This window comes from Dryocola clanedunensis subsp. sulfonylureivorans, from assembly GCF_016756775.1.
Taxonomy (GTDB): domain Bacteria; phylum Pseudomonadota; class Gammaproteobacteria; order Enterobacterales; family Enterobacteriaceae; genus Dryocola; species Dryocola clanedunensis.
Map to the genome: position 1 here is coordinate 1 of NZ_JAERMU010000007.1, position 16595 is coordinate 16595.

The 16595-nt window shown below is 57.6% G+C and carries 18 protein-coding genes; 9 read left to right on the forward strand and 9 right to left on the reverse strand.

Annotated elements, in window-relative coordinates:
* Window positions 1–253: 253 nt before the first annotated feature.
* The 3 genes from mltC to mutY form a co-directional block, all read right to left on the reverse strand.
* Window positions 254–1330: a membrane-bound lytic murein transglycosylase MltC gene (mltC, locus tag HYQ67_RS08385; protein WP_202303248.1), complete on the reverse strand. Its 1077-nt coding sequence runs from the start codon at window positions 1328–1330 to the stop codon at window positions 254–256.
* Between the two features lie 62 nt (window positions 1331–1392).
* Window positions 1393–1665 carry an oxidative damage protection protein gene (locus tag HYQ67_RS08390; RefSeq protein WP_202303249.1) on the reverse strand — a complete coding sequence of 91 codons (273 nt, stop codon included), beginning with the start codon at window positions 1663–1665 and terminating at the stop codon, window positions 1393–1395.
* Window positions 1665–2750, reverse strand: a complete 1086-nt coding sequence (gene mutY / locus HYQ67_RS08395) for an A/G-specific adenine glycosylase (protein WP_202303465.1) — start codon at window positions 2748–2750, stop codon at window positions 1665–1667. The genes HYQ67_RS08390 and mutY overlap by 1 nt, the downstream gene beginning before the upstream one ends.
* A gap of 160 nt (window positions 2751–2910) precedes the next feature.
* On the opposite strand from mutY, the gene trmB reads away from it, so the two are divergent.
* From trmB to HYQ67_RS08410, 3 genes are read left to right on the forward strand one after another with little or no spacing between them, the layout of a single operon-like run.
* Window positions 2911–3630 carry a tRNA (guanosine(46)-N7)-methyltransferase TrmB gene (gene trmB, locus HYQ67_RS08400; RefSeq protein WP_202303250.1) on the forward strand — a complete coding sequence of 240 codons (720 nt, stop codon included), beginning with the start codon at window positions 2911–2913 and terminating at the stop codon, window positions 3628–3630.
* Entirely contained in the window at window positions 3630–3956 is a 327-nt protein-coding gene (locus HYQ67_RS08405) for a YggL family protein (protein ID WP_202303251.1), read from the forward strand. Before trmB ends, HYQ67_RS08405 begins: the two co-directional genes overlap by 1 nt.
* Window positions 3957–4006: 50 nt before the next feature.
* Complete coding sequence (locus HYQ67_RS08410) at window positions 4007–4723, forward strand: YggN family protein (RefSeq protein WP_202303252.1); 717 nt, start codon at window positions 4007–4009, stop codon at window positions 4721–4723.
* A 73-nt stretch (window positions 4724–4796) separates the two neighbouring features.
* Here HYQ67_RS08410 and HYQ67_RS08415 read toward each other — a convergent pair whose 3' ends face one another.
* Entirely contained in the window at window positions 4797–5753 is a 957-nt protein-coding gene (locus HYQ67_RS08415) for a YhfZ family protein (protein ID WP_202303253.1), read from the reverse strand.
* 15 nt (window positions 5754–5768) lie between these two features.
* Window positions 5769–6617 (reverse strand): class I fructose-bisphosphate aldolase, encoded by an 849-nt coding sequence (locus tag HYQ67_RS08420; RefSeq protein WP_202303254.1) that lies wholly within the window; start codon window positions 6615–6617, stop codon window positions 5769–5771.
* Between the two features lie 170 nt (window positions 6618–6787).
* Here HYQ67_RS08420 and HYQ67_RS08425 point away from each other — a divergent pair, with 170 nt between their 5' ends.
* The 6 genes from HYQ67_RS08425 (at window position 6788) to HYQ67_RS08450 (ending at window position 13875) form a co-directional block, all read left to right on the forward strand.
* Window positions 6788–8185 (forward strand): FAD-binding oxidoreductase, encoded by a 1398-nt coding sequence (locus HYQ67_RS08425; protein ID WP_202303255.1) that lies wholly within the window; start codon window positions 6788–6790, stop codon window positions 8183–8185.
* 35 nt (window positions 8186–8220) lie between these two features.
* Window positions 8221–9558: an FGGY-family carbohydrate kinase gene (locus tag HYQ67_RS08430; protein ID WP_202303256.1), complete on the forward strand. Its 1338-nt coding sequence runs from the start codon at window positions 8221–8223 to the stop codon at window positions 9556–9558.
* Window positions 9555–10514 carry a 1-phosphofructokinase family hexose kinase gene (locus tag HYQ67_RS08435; protein ID WP_202303257.1) on the forward strand — a complete coding sequence of 320 codons (960 nt, stop codon included), beginning with the start codon at window positions 9555–9557 and terminating at the stop codon, window positions 10512–10514. Before HYQ67_RS08430 ends, HYQ67_RS08435 begins: the two co-directional genes overlap by 4 nt.
* Window positions 10515–10534: 20 nt before the next feature.
* Window positions 10535–11914 carry a sugar porter family MFS transporter gene (locus HYQ67_RS08440; protein ID WP_202303258.1) on the forward strand — a complete coding sequence of 460 codons (1380 nt, stop codon included), beginning with the start codon at window positions 10535–10537 and terminating at the stop codon, window positions 11912–11914.
* A gap of 28 nt (window positions 11915–11942) precedes the next feature.
* The gene (locus tag HYQ67_RS08445; RefSeq protein ID WP_202303259.1) at window positions 11943–12437 is read left to right on the forward strand and encodes an RbsD/FucU domain-containing protein; all 495 of its coding nucleotides are present in this window, start codon (window positions 11943–11945) and stop codon (window positions 12435–12437) included.
* 67 nt (window positions 12438–12504) lie between these two features.
* The gene (locus HYQ67_RS08450; RefSeq protein WP_202303260.1) at window positions 12505–13875 is read left to right on the forward strand and encodes a sugar porter family MFS transporter; all 1371 of its coding nucleotides are present in this window, start codon (window positions 12505–12507) and stop codon (window positions 13873–13875) included.
* A gap of 134 nt (window positions 13876–14009) precedes the next feature.
* Here the strand turns inward: HYQ67_RS08450 and hemW are convergent, their stop codons facing one another.
* From hemW to HYQ67_RS08470, 4 genes are read right to left on the reverse strand one after another with little or no spacing between them, the layout of a single operon-like run.
* On the reverse strand, window positions 14010–15146 hold the full coding sequence (hemW, locus tag HYQ67_RS08455) for a radical SAM family heme chaperone HemW (RefSeq protein WP_202303261.1): 1137 nt from the start codon (window positions 15144–15146) through the stop codon (window positions 14010–14012).
* Complete coding sequence (locus HYQ67_RS08460; protein WP_202303262.1) at window positions 15139–15732, reverse strand: XTP/dITP diphosphatase; 594 nt, start codon at window positions 15730–15732, stop codon at window positions 15139–15141. Before HYQ67_RS08460 ends, hemW begins: the two co-directional genes overlap by 8 nt.
* Before the next feature lie 12 nt (window positions 15733–15744).
* Window positions 15745–16035, reverse strand: coding sequence for a DUF167 family protein YggU (gene yggU / locus HYQ67_RS08465; protein ID WP_202303263.1), 291 nt, complete (start codon window positions 16033–16035; stop codon window positions 15745–15747).
* The gene (locus tag HYQ67_RS08470) at window positions 16032–16586 is read right to left on the reverse strand and encodes a YggT family protein (protein ID WP_202303264.1); all 555 of its coding nucleotides are present in this window, start codon (window positions 16584–16586) and stop codon (window positions 16032–16034) included. Before HYQ67_RS08470 ends, yggU begins: the two co-directional genes overlap by 4 nt.
* Window positions 16587–16595: the final 9 nt, after the last annotated feature.

The window sequence follows — 16595 nt, forward strand, 5'->3', positions numbered from 1 at the left end:
AGAGTGAACATATTTTGTCTCCTTTCACCTGAGCCAACACGTCATTCCAGCCTTGTACATACGAAGTCAGAGCTTCTGGTTACCGTTCGGATTTTGAGTGACGTGAAAGGTGAAACGGAGGGCTTAAGCTACGAAGAAAGATCGGCGTCTTCAGGGCGGATACAAGCTTCCTCCGTTTCGTGTAACCGGTAGCTAACCAGCTACCGGTTCAAGATACAAGGGCGGATAAGCGCAGCGTCACCCGGCAATAAAATTACCGCCTGCGGTAACTCTTCTGGGCGGTATTCACCTTATAAAGATAACGGCGGGACTCTGCGGAAGGGTGGCGAGTAGTCAGCGTCTGGTAGACATCGTCCGCAGCCATGCTGTTGATGATGCTGAACGCCCGCTGCTTATCGCTGTTAAACACGCGCAGCACGCTGCCCGCACCGCCGTTGTACGCGGTGATGACCGCATAGCGACGTGATGTCGGGTTATCAATGCCGCCCAGGTAGGTATCCTGCAATATGGCCAGGTAGGCCGTACCGGTATCGATGTTGCTTTCCGGATCGAACAGGAAGCTGCGGCTTGGTTTGCCCCATTTCCCCTGCGACTTAAACACGTCCACACCCGCGCTGTGCTGCACAACCTGCATCAGGCCCAGAGCATCCGCGTGGCTTACCGCATACGGGTTAAAGCTCGATTCGGTTTGCATAATTGCCAGGATCAGCGACTCATCCACGCCATATTTCTTCGACGCCTTACGCACCATCCCCATGTATTTATGAGCACGTTTATCCAGGTGGTTCGGCACCAGGTTGATCGTGACGCTGTAGACGATTTTAAGCCCGGTGCTGCGGCTCTTCAGGCGGTTTTGCAGCAGGTAATCGGCAAACTTCGATGCACGACCTTCCCAGCGGATCGCCTGGCCGGTCTGGTCAACAACCTGGCCATACAGGAACGGCATTTTCGAAATCTGCACGTCGTTGGCGTCGGAATAGAGGTCGACCGAGGCCGGATCGTCGCCCATCAGCAGGGTGTTGATGATGGCCTGACGCAGGTGGCCCGCGGGGTCGGTACCGGCGATGGTCTCGATGGTGATCGTACCGTCATCGAAGTTGATGTGGCTACGGGTCAGATACTGGTCGGTATATTTGACGTAGTCCTTCGGACCGGCAATCAGAACCTCTTTTATCCCCCAGATGTTTTCGATGTTGTTGGCAAACTGGCCCATCAAAATATCAAAGCCGTTCGTGTCCTTCACAAAGGCTTCGTTGTAGGTATCTTCTTTTTTGCTCGAACACGAGACGAGCAGTGGGGCAATAAGGGCTAGCGCTAGAATTTTTTTCATCGTTCCGTGTATGCGTTTTGCGTGTCGTGGATTGCAAAAGGGCCGCATTCGGCCCTTTGATATTATTTTTCCGGCGGCGTGAAGCCTTCAATATGGACTTCTTTGCCCTCGAACAGGAAGTTGACCATTTCGGCTTCCAGCTCTTTGCGGTGCTCCGGGTTCATCATGCTCATCTTGCGCTCGTTGATAAGCATGGTTTGCTTGGTCTGCCACAGCGCCCAGGCTTCTTTGGAGATTTCGTTATAGATGCGCTTGCCCAGCTCGCCCGGATAAAGCTGGAAATCCTGGCCTTCGGCCTCGCGTTGCAGGTAGGTACAAAAAATTGTGCGGCTCATTATTCTTCCTCTTCAAACGCGCGGGCGGTTTTTAATACCACCGGCTCGGCGTGTAATTGCTGTAACAGTCTTTCCACGGGGGCGGCAAGGCCCACGGAGGGTGGCTGCGCTAAGTTATACCAGAGAGCGATGCCTTCATCCATGCACCCGGTGAATGAGGACACGGGCAGCCACATTGGCACAATATCCAGGTGGAAATGGCTGAAAGTATGGCGGAAAGAGGTTAACTGCGTGAGATTATCTGCGGCCATCCCTTTTTGCGCCAGCCAGTCGCGGAGCTCTTGTTCGGTGGCGAACTGTGGGAAGCAGTACAGTCCACCCCATAAACCAACGGCCGGGCGCTGGGCCAGCAGGACGTTCTGCTCGTGCTGCATCATCAGCATATAGCCGGTGCGTTCAGGCAGGGTCACTTTAGGTTTTTTACCGGGATAGCTTGCCCAGGTGTTGTTGGCATAGGCCACGCAGCCGTTGCTGAGCGGGCAAAGTTCGCATTTTGGTTTTGAACGGGTGCAGACCATGGCACCCAGGTCCATCATGGCTTGGTTAAACTGGCTCACGCCTTCCGCCGGAGTGACGTTTTCGCTTATTTCCCACAGCCGTTTCTCGACGTCCTTCTTACCCGGCCAGCCTGCTACCGCATAGCAGCGCGCCAGCACGCGCTTAACGTTGCCGTCAAGAATCGGGAAGTGCTTGCCAAGGGAAAGGGAGAGGATCGCTCCCGCAGTTGAACGGCCGACGCCAGGTAAATCGGCTACCTCTTCAAAGGTTTCCGGGAAAACGCCGCCGTGCTCGTTTGCCACTCTTTGCGCTGCCTTATGCAGGTTGCGGGCGCGGGCGTAGTAGCCCAGGCCAGTCCACAGATGCAGAACCTCATCCAGCGGGGCGTTGGCCAGATCGGTCACGGTCGGAAACTTCGCCATAAAACGCTCAAAGTAAGGAATGACTGTCGCAACCTGAGTTTGTTGCAACATCACCTCTGAGAGCCATACTTTATAAGGCGTTTTCTCCTGCTGCCACGGCAGGGTCTTGCGCCCGAACTGGTGATACCAGTCCAGAACCTGGTGGGCAAACTGCGGCGCTTGTATCGTCAACGCGGATCTTCCGGCAATGGATGAAATCAGGGTGCCGATTCCAGCACAGAGAGCGGAGGGCTGTAAACCGGAACTTTCCCGTACATCTGCTTGCTTCTGGGCATTAACTTTGGATAATGCCCGTTTCCCGAACACTAACTAAAGTCAGAGCATCATGAAAAACGACGTCATCTCTCCGGAGTTTAATGAAGAAGGCCGCGCGCTGCGCCGGATCCGCAGCTTTGTGCGCCGCCAGGGTCGTCTGACCAAGGGCCAGGAGTACGCGCTGGAAAATTACTGGCCGGTGATGGGCGTTGAATATGAATCTGCACCTGCTGATTTTGCCGCGCTGTTTGGCCGTGAAGCGCCGGTCACGCTGGAAATCGGTTTCGGGATGGGCACATCGCTTGTGGCTATGGCCCAGGCTAAGCCGGATCAGAATTTTTTCGGCATTGAGGTTCACTCGCCGGGCGTGGGTGCCTGCCTGAGCACGGCGCATGAAGAAGGTGTCGAGAACCTGCGCGTTATGTGCCACGATGCGGTAGAAGTGCTGGAAAATATGATTCCTGACAATTCTTTAACCATGGTTCAGCTCTTTTTCCCTGATCCGTGGCACAAAGCACGTCATAATAAGCGCCGTATCGTTCAGGTGCCTTTTGCCGAACTGGTGAAACGTAAGCTGAAACTGGGCGGCGTGTTCCATATGGCGACCGACTGGGAACCTTATGCTGAACACATGCTCGAAGTGATGTCCTCTCTCGACGGTTATCAAAACCTGTCGGAGAGTAACGACTACGTACCGCGCCCGGATTCACGGCCGGTGACCAAATTTGAACAACGTGGCCATCGTCTTGGCCACGGCGTATGGGACTTAATGTTCGAGAGGGTAAAATAATGGCAAAAAATCGTAGCCGTCGTCTGCGTAAGAAAATGCATATCGACGAATTCCAGGAGCTGGGGTTCTCCGTTGCATGGCGCTTCCCGGAAGGGACCTCAGAAGAACAAATCGATAAAACCGTCGATGCGTTTATTAATGATGTGATCGATAAAAATGGCCTGGCCTTTGACGGCGGCGGTCACCTGGCGTGGGATGGGCTCATCTGCATGCAGGAAATCGGTAAATGCACCGAAGAGCACCAGGCGCTGGTGCGCAAGTGGCTTGAAGAGCAGAAGCTGGAAGATGTTCGCACCAGCGACCTGTTCGACGTCTGGTGGGATTGATTCAGAGTACAGGGGCTGGTGTAAACCGGCCCTTTTTTTCAGGAGTAACTATGATTCGTAAGGCTCTGATGGGCGTGCTGCTGCTGACCGCGATGCAGGCGCAGGCCGACTATAAATGCAGCGTCACGCCGAAGGACGATGTGGTGATTAATCCGCAGACCGTGCAGGTCGTGGGCGAGAACGGCAACATGGTGATTGCGCCGGACGGCAGCCTGCAGTTTAACGGTAAGCAACAAACCCTGAATGCGACCCAGCGCCAGCTGGCCGTTAAGTATCAGCAGGCGCTGCGTACCGATCTGCCGTGGATTAACAACGGCGCGCTGACTCGCGTAGAGAAAGGGCGCGTGGCGCTGGATAAAATCATCACCAAAGAAGTGGGCGAGAGCAGCAATATGCGAGGCCGTCTGACCAAGCTGGATGCCCAGCTCAAAGAGCAGATGAACCGCATTATCGAGCAGCGCCAGGACGGTTTAACCTTCCACTATAAAGCGATTGATCAGGTGCGTGCCGATGGCCAGCAACTGGTGAATCAGGCGATGGGTGGTATTTTGCAAGACAGCATCAACGAGATGGGGGCAAAAGCCGTTCTCAAAGGTGGCGGCAACCCGTTACAGGGCGTGCTGGGTAGCCTGGGTGGTCTGCAAACCGCAGTCCAGAACGAATGGAATAATCAGCAAAAAGATTTCGAGCAGTTTGGCCGCGACGTGTGCAGCAGAGTGGTAACGCTTGAAGGCCAGCGCAAAGGGCTGGTTGAGACGCTGAAGTAATTTCCCCTCACCCTAACCCTCTCCCCTAAGGGGCGAGGGGACTGGATCGAGCTCTTTCTCCCTCTTCTTTTCATTAATCAAATCTAATCGCCAGAGTGCCGCTGAGCTTGCCGCCCGTTTTCTCGTCCACCGTAGCGCACAATTTTTGCAGATGCTGGCGATCGAGCTCGCGCAGCAGGGTGACGACCGGGGAGTCCTGGGCGGCGACCAGCACGGCGGCTGAGATCTGTTCGGCCATTTCTACCGCCTCTGGTTCATCCAGCGGGCGCAGGCTTAGCCCCACTTTATCCAGCGGAATGAGCGACTCTTCCTGATGCCAGACGCCGGAATCTATCTCGTTGAGGAACACCGCTCGCGGCAGCAGCGTGAAGTCTGTCTCCACATAGTCGTGAAGCTCGGCGGGAAACTGCGCGCGGGTTAATCGCTGGTGGTCGTTCGAGTGAAAATCGATGCCGATCTTCCTGCGTCGGCCGGTGGCTGGCGCGATCTTTTCAACGACGACAAGGCTGCCGGGACAATAATAGCTGCCCACGCCCAGGCTAATTTTTACGTAGCGGTCAGGATCGTCGGGGAGCAATAAACTGGCCGAGCCGGAAGAGAGCAGCACGACATCCGTCTGGCCCTGGTCAAGCGCTTCAAGACGAGAGCGCGCGCCGCGCATATAGCCAATGGTGGTGCCAACGCCCCATTCCTGAAACTGCAAAGACAACCCGCCGGCAACGACGGTCGCTTCCTGAGAGCCGCGCGAGGGGAGCAGAATATGGACGGGAGGCAGACGGGCCATATCCCATAGCCGGTCAAAATCCCGACGGGTGATCCAGGTGCCCTGATGGCCGCGTGAAACCAGCTCTACCGCGCCGTTTTGCCGCAGCTCATGCAGGGCTTTTTGCACCGTGCCGGAGCCGATGCCCAGGCGCTCCTGGTACTGCGAGGTGGTCGCGAGCCGCCCGGAAAATCCAGGACTGAGGATATCCCGGGCAATAAACGCCTCGGGGGAAATGTTCTCTGACTTTTCGCCCTTTGCCGACATGAAAGCTTCCCTTAATTAATCCACTAAGCGCATGGCCTGCTCGACGCTCTGCTTTTCATGAACGATAGCAGAGAGCGCGCTGAGCATATTTGCCGGTTTATCGGCGCGGAAAATACGGCGGCCGAACATGACGCCGCGGGCACCTGCGTGCATGGCGTCATCCGCAAGCTGTAGCGTGGAGCGAGGATCTTCGCCGCCCGCGCCGCCCGCCAGAAGCACCGGAGTATAACATGTGCGCGTAACCTCGGCGAAAGCCTCGATGGAGCCGGGCCACAGGGCCTTAACCAGGTCCGCGCCAATATCGGCGGCGATGCGGCAGTACATGCTCATCACTTTTGCGCTCAGCGCGTCCGGGTCGATCCCCTCCAGCGCCGAGCGCGGCTCGATGATTAAGGCGATGCCGTAGCGCTCACAGTCACGGGCAATTTTTGCGTTCCTGACAATTTCTTCCTGTTCCAGCGCCGTGTCTTTCTGGCCCAGGTACATGTAGGTCATCACCGCATCAATCCCGCAGGCCGCAACGTCGCTGATTTCCGCCAGCTGCGCCAGCACGCCTTCCCCGCGCCCGTCTTTGCCCGGCGTGTAGACCGAGCGGGCATGATTTTTCCAGTCAAGATGCAGCACGGAAGCCGGGCGGTCGCGGCCAATCCATGTTTTTTCAATCAGCGGGATCATGCCGGGTGAAACCATCACGCCGTCCGCCTGACGCAGATGGGAAAAAACGTCCTCAATTTCCTGCCTTGTTTTTAGCCCGGCAGGCGGCCCGGCCATGACGCCGTGCGAAGCCGCGACAACTACCGCGCTGCCCGTTTCCGGACGCAGTAAACGCCCCAGTCGAATTGCCTTACCCGTACGTGGATCCATGGTGCTCTCCTTCACAAAGTTCACAATTTACGCAAAAATCAATTTGCAGCTTTTTGAATATTGATCGTATATTCATCATCAAGGGCTGTCAATGTGATTAATAATCGCGCTGATGGAGAACCGGAATATTCGTTATCCTTTTGAATTAATTATGATGTTAAGGAGTCCGCATGTCCGATAAGGGTCTTTTGATTGCAGCGTTAGCGCAGGCGCTACCCGCATCGCAGGTTCGCAGCGACGCAGAAAGTTTGCAGGCGTCCAGCCACGATACCTGGCCGCTTTCCACCAAGCTTAAGCGTTTAGGGTGCCACGATTATCAGGCTGATGTTGTGGTCGAAGTCGCTGACGAGCAGCAAATCCAGCGGGTGCTGGCCATCGCCACGGCAATGGATACGCCGGTGACGCCGAGGGCGTTAGCTTCTTCCGTTACCGGCCAGCCGCTGCCTACGCGGGGCGGCATCGTGCTTGATTTGAGCAAGATGACGCACGGCTGCGAAATCAACTTTACTAACCTGACGGTGGAAGTTTCGACCGGCTATAACGGCGGCAAACTCGAGGACGAGCTGCACGCGCAGGGCTGGACGCTCGGCCACTCGCCGCAGTCGCTTTATCAGTCCACCGTTGGCGGCTGGCTCTCCACGCTCGCTACCGGGCAGTTCTCCTCTTACTACGGCGGGATTGAAGATCTGATTACGGCCTACACCGTGATTCTGGCAACCGGCGAGAAAATCCGCCTTAAAGCCTCACCACGCGCGGCGATGGGGCCAGATTTACGCCAGCTGTTTATCGGCGCGGAAGGCACGCTCGGCATCGTCACTTCGGTACAGCTGAAGATTTTCCCGCTGCCTGAGGCGCGTTTATATGACACGCTGGAGCTGCCGGACGTGGAGGCCGGGCTTAGCATAATGCGCGAACAGGGTATGGCCGGGTTACGTCCATTCCTGCTACGTCTCTACGACACGGCGGAAGCGCGTCACGCCATGCAGGACCCGCAGCAAAACAAACCTGTCATGTTTATCGGCTGCCAGGGCGTACACGCCATAGCGAAGGCTGAAATGCAGACGCTGCTCGACATTGCGGCGAAGCACGGCGCTACCCGTAAAGGGCCGCAGGCGGCGCTGGCCTGGATGGAGCGGCGCTTTGACTTTTCCACCGTGGAAAATCTGCTCGCTACCACCGGCGGCTTTGCGGAAACCATTGAGGTTGCCCATACGTGGGACGGCATCGGCAAGCTCTACCATGCGCTGAATCAGATGCTCCAGCCCCATGCCGCCGAAGTGCTGTCGCACTTCTCCCACGTCTATACCCAGGGAACATCGATGTACATGATCCTGCTCGGCAAAGAGGAGACGGACGAGCTGGCGGTGGAGCGGCTGCGCACGATTTGGCGTGAAACTATGCGGGTCTGCCTTGAGCACGGCGCGGAGCTTTCCCACCACCACGGCGGCGGCCTGGTGCGTTCGCCCTATGCGCGCGTTTCGCTTGGTTCGGCCCATCTGCTGCTGCGCAGGGTGAAGGCCGCTCTCGATCCCAACGGCATCCTCAACCCCGGCAAGCTGGGTCTTTAATCTCCCGCACGGCCGGCGAGAAAAAGGAATATGCGATGTGGTTTCTCGGAATAGATATCGGTACGACCCACCTGAAAGTGGTGGGCGTACTGGAAAATGGTGAAGTGCTGGCGGCGCAGCGCTGCCGCACGCCGTTCAGCGAGCGGGACGGCCTGACCTTCCATGAGGGAGAGGCTATCTGGCAGGCGCTGGTGGGCCTTATCGGCGACTATGCCCGCCATGCCAGCGCTGCGGGTGGGCTGCTGGCGGGGATCTCCGTCGGCACCTTTGGACAGGAAGAGTCGCTGGCGGTAGACGCGCAGGGCAACCAGACCTGGCCTTCGCTTGCCTGGTGGCAGAATTACGCCGCGCCCTCGCTGAGCGCGGACGACAGCGCCTGGCTGGACACGCCGGAGCATTACGCCATTTCCGGGCTGCGCCTGCGATCTAATCAGACGCCGGAGCGGCTTAGCCATCTGCGTAAGCACCATCCCGATCGCTGGCGCAAAACGGATAAGTGGGTGGATTTCGGTAGCTATGTAATGTGGCGACTCACCGGAAACTGGTGCGTCAGCGCCTCGCAGATTAATCATTCCCAGTGCTTTGACGTGCGCAGCCTGAAGCCCCACGGCGCAACGTTCGAACGACTTGCGCTCGAGCCATCTCTTTTCCCCCGGATTGCCGAAACCGGCGAGCATTGCGGTGAAATCAGCAATTCCGCTTTGCCGGGCGTGGCCCTGGCGCCGGGAGCAGCGGTTTATGTGGGGGGGCACGATCAGATCATGGGCGCGTATGCAGTCCAGAGCACGCGGCCGACGGACGTGTTTGATTCTATCGGCACCTCTGAATACCTGATGACCATCTCCCGCTTATACCAGCCCGAAGCCATCGCCTGGCAGCTGGGCATCGACTACGAGCGGAGCTGGCGGGCCGGCGAGTTCATGATGGGCTACGCCAACCCTTCCGGGAAAATCATCCAGACGCTCAGCGAGCTGTTTTTTGCCGGTGACTTCGATCGCCTGTTTCAGGCTCTTGCCATGCAGCAGGGCGGGGAGGAGGTGCGCGTTTCGCTGGCGCAGGAGAGCGGCGGGCAGGGGCTATTCACGCTGCACGATGTGGAGGCCGGAGCGACGCCGGGAAGCATGGTTTGCAGCGTGCTGGACCACATCGCCTTCCATATGCGGCACGTGCTGGCGCATATGTGCGAGCTGGGGGCGATAAACGTTCAGGACGCGGTGCTGATGGGCTCGCTGTTCCAGCGCGAGGAGATGCTGGCCCACCGCAGCCGCTGCTGGGGCATGCCGCTGTTTGTCAGCGAGCTGGCTGAGCCGGTCGCCACCGGTGCGGCAACGATCGCAAGAGAAGCCTGGCTTGATCGCGGGGTATCAGCATGAACGTTCTTATTGCGTCGTTGAACACCGCCGTAGAGCGGCTGTTAATCGTCGAAAAACAGTTGCCGGGAACAGTGCATCGCCTGCTGGACGATAAAACCCTGGCGGGCGGGAAAGGAGTGAACGTCGCTCGCGTACTGCGAAAGCTGAATGCGGAGTGGCCCTCTCCTCTGCTCGTAGGATTTTTAGGCGGAGCGACGGGGCGGCTGTGTGAAGCCTTACTGGAACAAGAGGGGCTGGCCGGAAGCTGGGCCAGCATCAGCGGTGAAACGCGTATCTGCGAGGTGATCGTTGAACAAAACGATCCCCTGAAAGCCAGCGTCTATAACGCCCGCGGGCCGGAAATTTCTTCCGCTGAGCTGCACGACCTGCACGCCAGGCTTATCGCCCAGCTTCCCACTGCCGCCGCGCTGATCTGCACGGGTTCGCTTCCCGCCGGGGTCAGCGAGAGTGAGTACGCCGAGTGGATAGCGCTTGCCCGTCAGCACCACGTCCTCTCGCTGCTTGATAGCCACGGAGCCGCCTTGCTTGCGGCCGCGCAGGCCACGCCGGACATCATCAAAATCAATAAGGATGAGCTGTATCAGGTGAGCGAGGGGCGCTCAGCGGGGCTGATTAGCGAGTGGCAGGAGAGGGGCGTTAGCGCAGTAATTATCACCGACGGCGTGCGCCCGACTCTGGCGCAAACGCCGGATGGCTGCTTTGAGGTGCTGTCGCCCGATGTGAAAACCTTAAGCAGCGTCGGCTCAGGCGATGCGCATTGCGCGGGGCTGATTGCCAGCCTGTTAACGGTGCCGCAGGCTGGCTGGGCAAGGCATCTGGCCTTTGCCGCCGCCTGCGGTGCCGCCAATGCCGCAAGCATTACGGCGGGCCTTGCGCCGCATCTTTCCCTGCACGCATTAGCGCAGCAGTCCACCGTTCGTCCCCTATCCCGGATGCAGTTCGGAGAGCGGCTATGACCCCATCAGGAGAGAGTGCAATGAAAAATCATTCCTATATGCGCAGCGTGCTGCTGATTGCCTTCGTGACGGCGGTAGGGGGCTTTCTGTTTGGCTTTGATAACGGCAGCATTTCCGGCTCGGTGGGCTTTTTGCAGGAAAAATTCAGCCTGGACGCCAACGGCATCGGCTGGGTCACGTCGTCTATTATCGCGGGCTGTATCGTCGGCGTTGCCGTCGCCGGGCCGCTGTCGGACGCCATTGGCCGTAAAAAAGTCCTGCTGCTGACGGCGCTGATTTTTGTGTTTGGCGTGATGGGCGAGGCGCTGGCCCATACTGCGGATCTGCTGGTGGCGTTCCGCATTCTTGTCGGCGTGGGCATCGGCATTGAAACCACTATCGCGCCGCTCTATATCGCCGAGGTGTCGCCTGCGCACATCCGCGGGCGGCTGGTTTCTTTTAATCAGCTCTTTAACACCATCGGCAACCTGGTGGTTTTCAGCGTGGCGGCGACGATCGCCCGCTACGGCTCGGAGGCCTGGAACGTTGAAAACGGCTGGCGGGTGATTTTTGCCACCGGAATCCCGCCCGCGCTGCTGTTCCTGCTGCTGCTGGTTGTGGTGCCGGAAAGCCCGCGCTGGCTGATTCGTAAAAATCGCGACGAGCAGGGGCTTGCGGTACTGCGCCGTATAAACCCGGATGAAGAAACCAGCCGCAGGGAGCTGGCCGCCATCAAACAATCGTTACGGGAAGAGAGTAAGGCAGGGCTTCGCGACCTGTTAACGCCCGGCCTGCGCAAGGCGCTGGTCATCGGCTTTGGGGTGGCGCTGTTCCAGCAGATCACCGGCATTAACGCCATCTTCTATTATGCGCCGGAGATCTTCAAAACCGCCGGGGAGGATATCAACGGGGCGATGTCCTTTACGGTGCTGATTGGTATCACGCTGGTGCTTTCGACGCTCGTCTCCCTGTGGATTATCGATAGGGTCGGGCGGCGTTCGCTGCTGATTTTTGGGGCCAGCGGCATGGCGTTGATGCTGGCGGGGATTGGCGTGCTGTTCCGCGTTGACGCCTCGAACACCAGCCTGCTGCTGATGCTTATCCTGGCCTATGTCGCCATTTTTGCCGTCTCTTTTGGCACGGTCACCTACGTGCTGATCTCTGAAATTTTCCCGACGCACGTTCGCGGCGTGGCGGCCTCTATCGCCACCTTTGCCCTGTGGGGCGGCAACTTCTTCGTCTCGCGATATTTTCCGGTGCTGGTCGAAAATATCAGCGCCTCGAAAACATTCTTTATTTTTGCCGGGATATCCGTGCTGGCGCTGATATTTGTTTTAACGCTGGTGCCAGAAACCAAAGGCAAAACCCTTGAGGAAATAGAAAGAGAAATCCATAAATTAAACGAGCTGCAGGCTCCATAATAATAAATGCCAACCAGAGGATAATATTATGAGACTTGGAAGGATATTACATCCGCAGTTAGCGCACGCCTTAGCAACGTTAGGTCATTCAGATATTTTACTGGTGACCGACGCCGGTTTTCCCATTCCTGCCGACGCTAACCGAATCGACCTTGGTTTTTATCCCGGCACCGTAGACGTGCTGGAAATATTACGCGTGCTGCGCCAGGAGCTGTTCTTCGACAAAATTACCATGGCCAGCGACGTTCCGGCATTTAACCCGCAGCTTTATCGCGATGTGCAGGGGATATTTACCGGATCCGGGGCGGACTTTGAGGCCATCGCCCACCAGGAGCTTATCGCTTCAGTTGCGCCGCGAGCCAAAGTTGTGATCCGCTCGGGGTCGCTAAACCCGTGGGCTAATTTTGCCATGGTAGCCAGCACCGATCCCGCCGCCTGGTTTAAAGAGGGTATGACGCCGCTGCCTGAATATCAGGAGCGCAGCCGGAGAATAAAAGAAAATGTTATTCCGCAGTTAGGATGATATGTCCGGCTGCCACTCTTTTATCGCCATAACTATAAATATTCACTTCGGCTAAAGAGATCATATTATGAATAAGGTTAACCTGAAGCTGGCGATAATTGTGTCGCTGGGTGGCTTATTATTTGGCTACGATACGGCAGTGATTGCCGGTGCGATCCAGAATCTAAGCGCCTATTTTGCGCTTAACAGCATGGAGACGGGCTGGGCCGTTGCCTCCGCCTTAATTGGCTGCATGGTCGGCGGGCTGGGCGGTCAATACTTAACGGACTACCTCGGGCGTAAAAAAACGCTGCTGGTTACCGCCTGGCTGATCTTAATTTCAGCCGTAGGGACGGCGCTGCCGCAGGACTTCGCAACTTTTGTTCTTTTCAGGATCGTTGGCGGACTGGGCGTTGGCCTGGCCTCCCTTGCGGCGCCGGTCTATATCAGCGAAATTTCCGCCAAGGAGATCCGTGGGAAGATGTCCGGCCTGTATCAGCTGATGATCGCAGGCGGCATGCTGCTGGTCTATATCGTCAATACGCTGATTTCCGAGCTTAGCCCGGACGTTGTCTGGTCTGTGAATCAGTCCTGGCGCTGGATGTTTGCCTCCGAGGCAATCCCCGCCATCCTGTTTGTGGCGCTGCTGAGTTTTGTGCCTGAATCCCCCCGCTGGCTGGTGAAGAAGCAGCAGGAGGCGAGGGCGGCGAAGGTGCTGATGAGCATCAACGGCGCGGATTGCCCGACGGGCAGCATGATTGAGGAGATCAAAGCGACGTTCCAGAACTCAGCGGGTGAGGCGCTACGCGAATCTCTGCTCGCGCCGCATAACCGCAGGGTTGTGTTTGCTGTGCTGAGTATGGCGACGCTCGCTAATCTGTGCGGTATCAATGCGGTGCTTTACTACGGCAACGTGCTGGTTGAGAGCATAGGCATTGCCAGTGCGAAAGCGGCTTTCTGGCAGCAGATTATTATCGGCATCGCCTTCTTCCTGGCGGCGGCGTGGGCGGTAAAAGTGGTGGAAAAAATAGGCCGCCGCAAACTGCTGCTGGTGGGCAATCTGGGATGTTTAATCAGCATCGTGCTGCTGGGGATTCTGGTGTGGATGCAAATCACCAGCCTGTGGATGCTGGCGCTGATTATCGTCTACATTCTGCTGTTCGGCGGGACGGTGGGCCCGGTGCTGTGGATAATTCTGCCGGAGCTTTCGCCGAACGCCATACGCGACAAGCTGATGGCGCTGTCGGTGTTTCTCATCTGGGCGTCAAACTTCGTCGTGGCGCAGACCTTCCCGATGATGAACGACAGCCCGTGGCTGCGGGAGGTTTTTAACGGCGGTTTCCCGTTCCTGATCTACGGCTTCTTCTGCCTGCTGTGGTTTTTACTGACGCTGTTCTTTATTCCAGAAACGAAGAGCAAATCTCTGGAGCAGATTGGGCGCGAGATGCAGCGAAGCTAAAGATATGTCGGATGACGCTGCGCTTATCCGACCTACGGAAGGATGAGAATTCGTAGCGCAGCGTCATCCGCCGGTTGTGATATTCACAAAAATTCGTAGGGCGGATAAGCGCCAGCGTCATCCGCCGCTGGTTTTTACTCCGCCAGGAAGATCTCCAGCAGGGAATTGAGAAACAGCTTTCCATGCTCGGTTATCTGCCAGGTTTCCGCCGTCTCCACCAGATAATCCTTCGCAATCGCCTCGTCGAGCTGCGGGCAAATCACTGACTCATCCAGACCTGTATAAAGCGTAAACTCTTTGCGCGGCGCGGCTTCCAGCAGGCGGAAGCGGTTCATAAAGAACTCGAACGGCTTGTCGGCCTGTTCCACGTCGTGCTGGCGGTCCATGTACTTCCCTTCCATGTAGCCACGCGGATGCCGCGTTTTTGCGGTGCGCAGAATGCGTCCGTCCGGGAAAGTCACTTTACCGTGCGCGCCGCAGCCGATGCCCAGGTAGTCCCCGAAGCGCCAGTAGTTCAGGTTGTGCTGGCACTGGTAGCCCGGCTTCGCATAGGCAGAGGTTTCATACTGCTGATAGCCCGCAGCGGTCAGCAGCCTGTCGCCCTGCTCGAAGATATCCCACAGCGCGTCGTCGTCCGGCAGCTTTGGCGGTCGCGAGCTGAACAGCGTGTTTGGCTCAATGGTCAGCTGATACCAGGAAAGATGCGGCGGGTTGAGCTCAATAGCCTGGCGAAGATCGTCCAGCGCCTCTTCCAGCGTCTGGTCCGGCAGGCCGTGCATCAGATCCAGGTTAAAACTGCGCAGGCCAAGGCCGCTCGCCAGATTCGCCGCGCGCTTCGCCTCGCCTGAGTCATGGATACGGCCCAGACGCTTAAGTTTCGGCTCGCTAAAGCTCTGCACGCCGATTGAAATACGGTTCACACCCGCGCGCTGGTAGCCCACGAAGCGGTCTGCTTCGACGGTGCCGGGGTTCGCTTCCATGGTGATTTCCGCGTCTGCGGCCAGCGGCAGGCAGGCACGAACGCCGTCGAGCAGGTTTTGCATCGCCTCGCTGGAGAGCAGGCTCGGCGTACCGCCGCCGATAAAAATGGTCTTTATTTCACGACCCTGTGCCATAGGCGCGTCGACTGCAAGGTCGCGCAGCAGGTGGCTGACGTACTCATCGTGCGGTACGTCGCCCTTTAGCGCGTGGGAGTTGAAGTCACAGTAGGGGCACTTCTGCACGCACCACGGGATGTGAATATAGAGGCTCAGCGGCGGCAAATTAGCCATTTTTCATTGCTTCCAGTAACAGTTTCAGCGCCTGCCCACGGTGGGATATTGCGCGTTTCTCGTCGCGGGTTAACTCCGCGGCGGTTTTGCCCTCGCTGGGGACAAAGAAAATCGGATCGTAACCAAAGCCGCCTGCGCCTGCGGCCTCGCGGGTGATGATGCCCGCCCAGCTGCCGTGGAACACCAGCGGCGTTGGGTCTTCCGCGTGGCGCATATAGACCAGCACGCAGTGGAACTGCGCCTTACGCTGCTCTTCCGGGACATCTTTTAGTGTAGCAAGCAGCTTCTCAAGGTTCTGCTGGTCGGTTGCATCCTCACCCGCATAGCGAGCGGAATAGATGCCCGGCGCGCCGCCCAGCACGTCCACGGCCAGACCTGAGTCATCGGCAAGGGCCGGCAGACCGGTGATCTGTGCGGCATGGCGTGCTTTCAGAATGGCGTTCTCGATGAACGTCAGGCCCGTCTCTTCGGCGGATTCTACGCCCAGTTCAGTTTGTGCGACGACGTCCAGACCGAAATCCTGAAGCAGATCGGCGAGTTCACGCACTTTACCGGCGTTACCGGTAGCGAGGACAACTTTTTGCATAGTGGGATCCTGTTATTCGAGCAATGCCGCGACTTCCGTCGGGATTTGTTGCGGGTCGATAATCTTGATTTGCTTATGGCGGCCAAGCTCGCCTTTTTCTACCAGCACCTGGCCTTTGGCAACGCGAAACAGCTTCGCCAGATACTTCACCAGGTGGGCGTTGGCCTTGCCGTCTACCGGCGGGGCGGTGATGGCGACTTTTAGCTCGTCGCCATGCAGCCCGACAATGCTGTCCCGGCTGGCCTTGGGCTGAATATACAGCCGCAAAACCAGCCCGTCGGCGGTCTGGCTTACTGCACTCACAGCAGGAACCAGAGCCCCGGGAACAGATCCATGCCGAGATAGTTCAGGGCATAAAGGATCAGAATGACGACCATCGCGGAGAAATCAATGCCGCCCATAGCGGGAAGCACGCGGCGGATCGGCGCCATCATTGGCTCGGTCAGCTGCATCAGCACGTATTCAATCGGGCTGCGGCCCTGGCTTATCCAGCTCATCAGCGATCGGATGATGATCACCCAGAATACCAGCGTACCGGCGGATTTCAGCAGCGACAGCAGGCCGACCAGCAGGTTCATCGGGTCAAGAGACAGCGCGCCAACCTGAATCAGCAGCAGAATCGGGTATTTCAGCGTGGTGAGAATAAACGCGACCAGCAGCGAAGAGGTATCTATCGGCCCGATGGACGGAATGACACGGCGCAGCGGGCCGACAATCGGCTGGGTAATTTTAACGATAAACTGGGCGAACGGGTTGTAAAAGTCACAGCGCGACCACTGCATCCAGATGCGGATCAGCAGCACCATCACGTACAGTTCAATCAGCGTTTTGACCAGGAAAGTCAACGTCAGCATGGCGTTCCT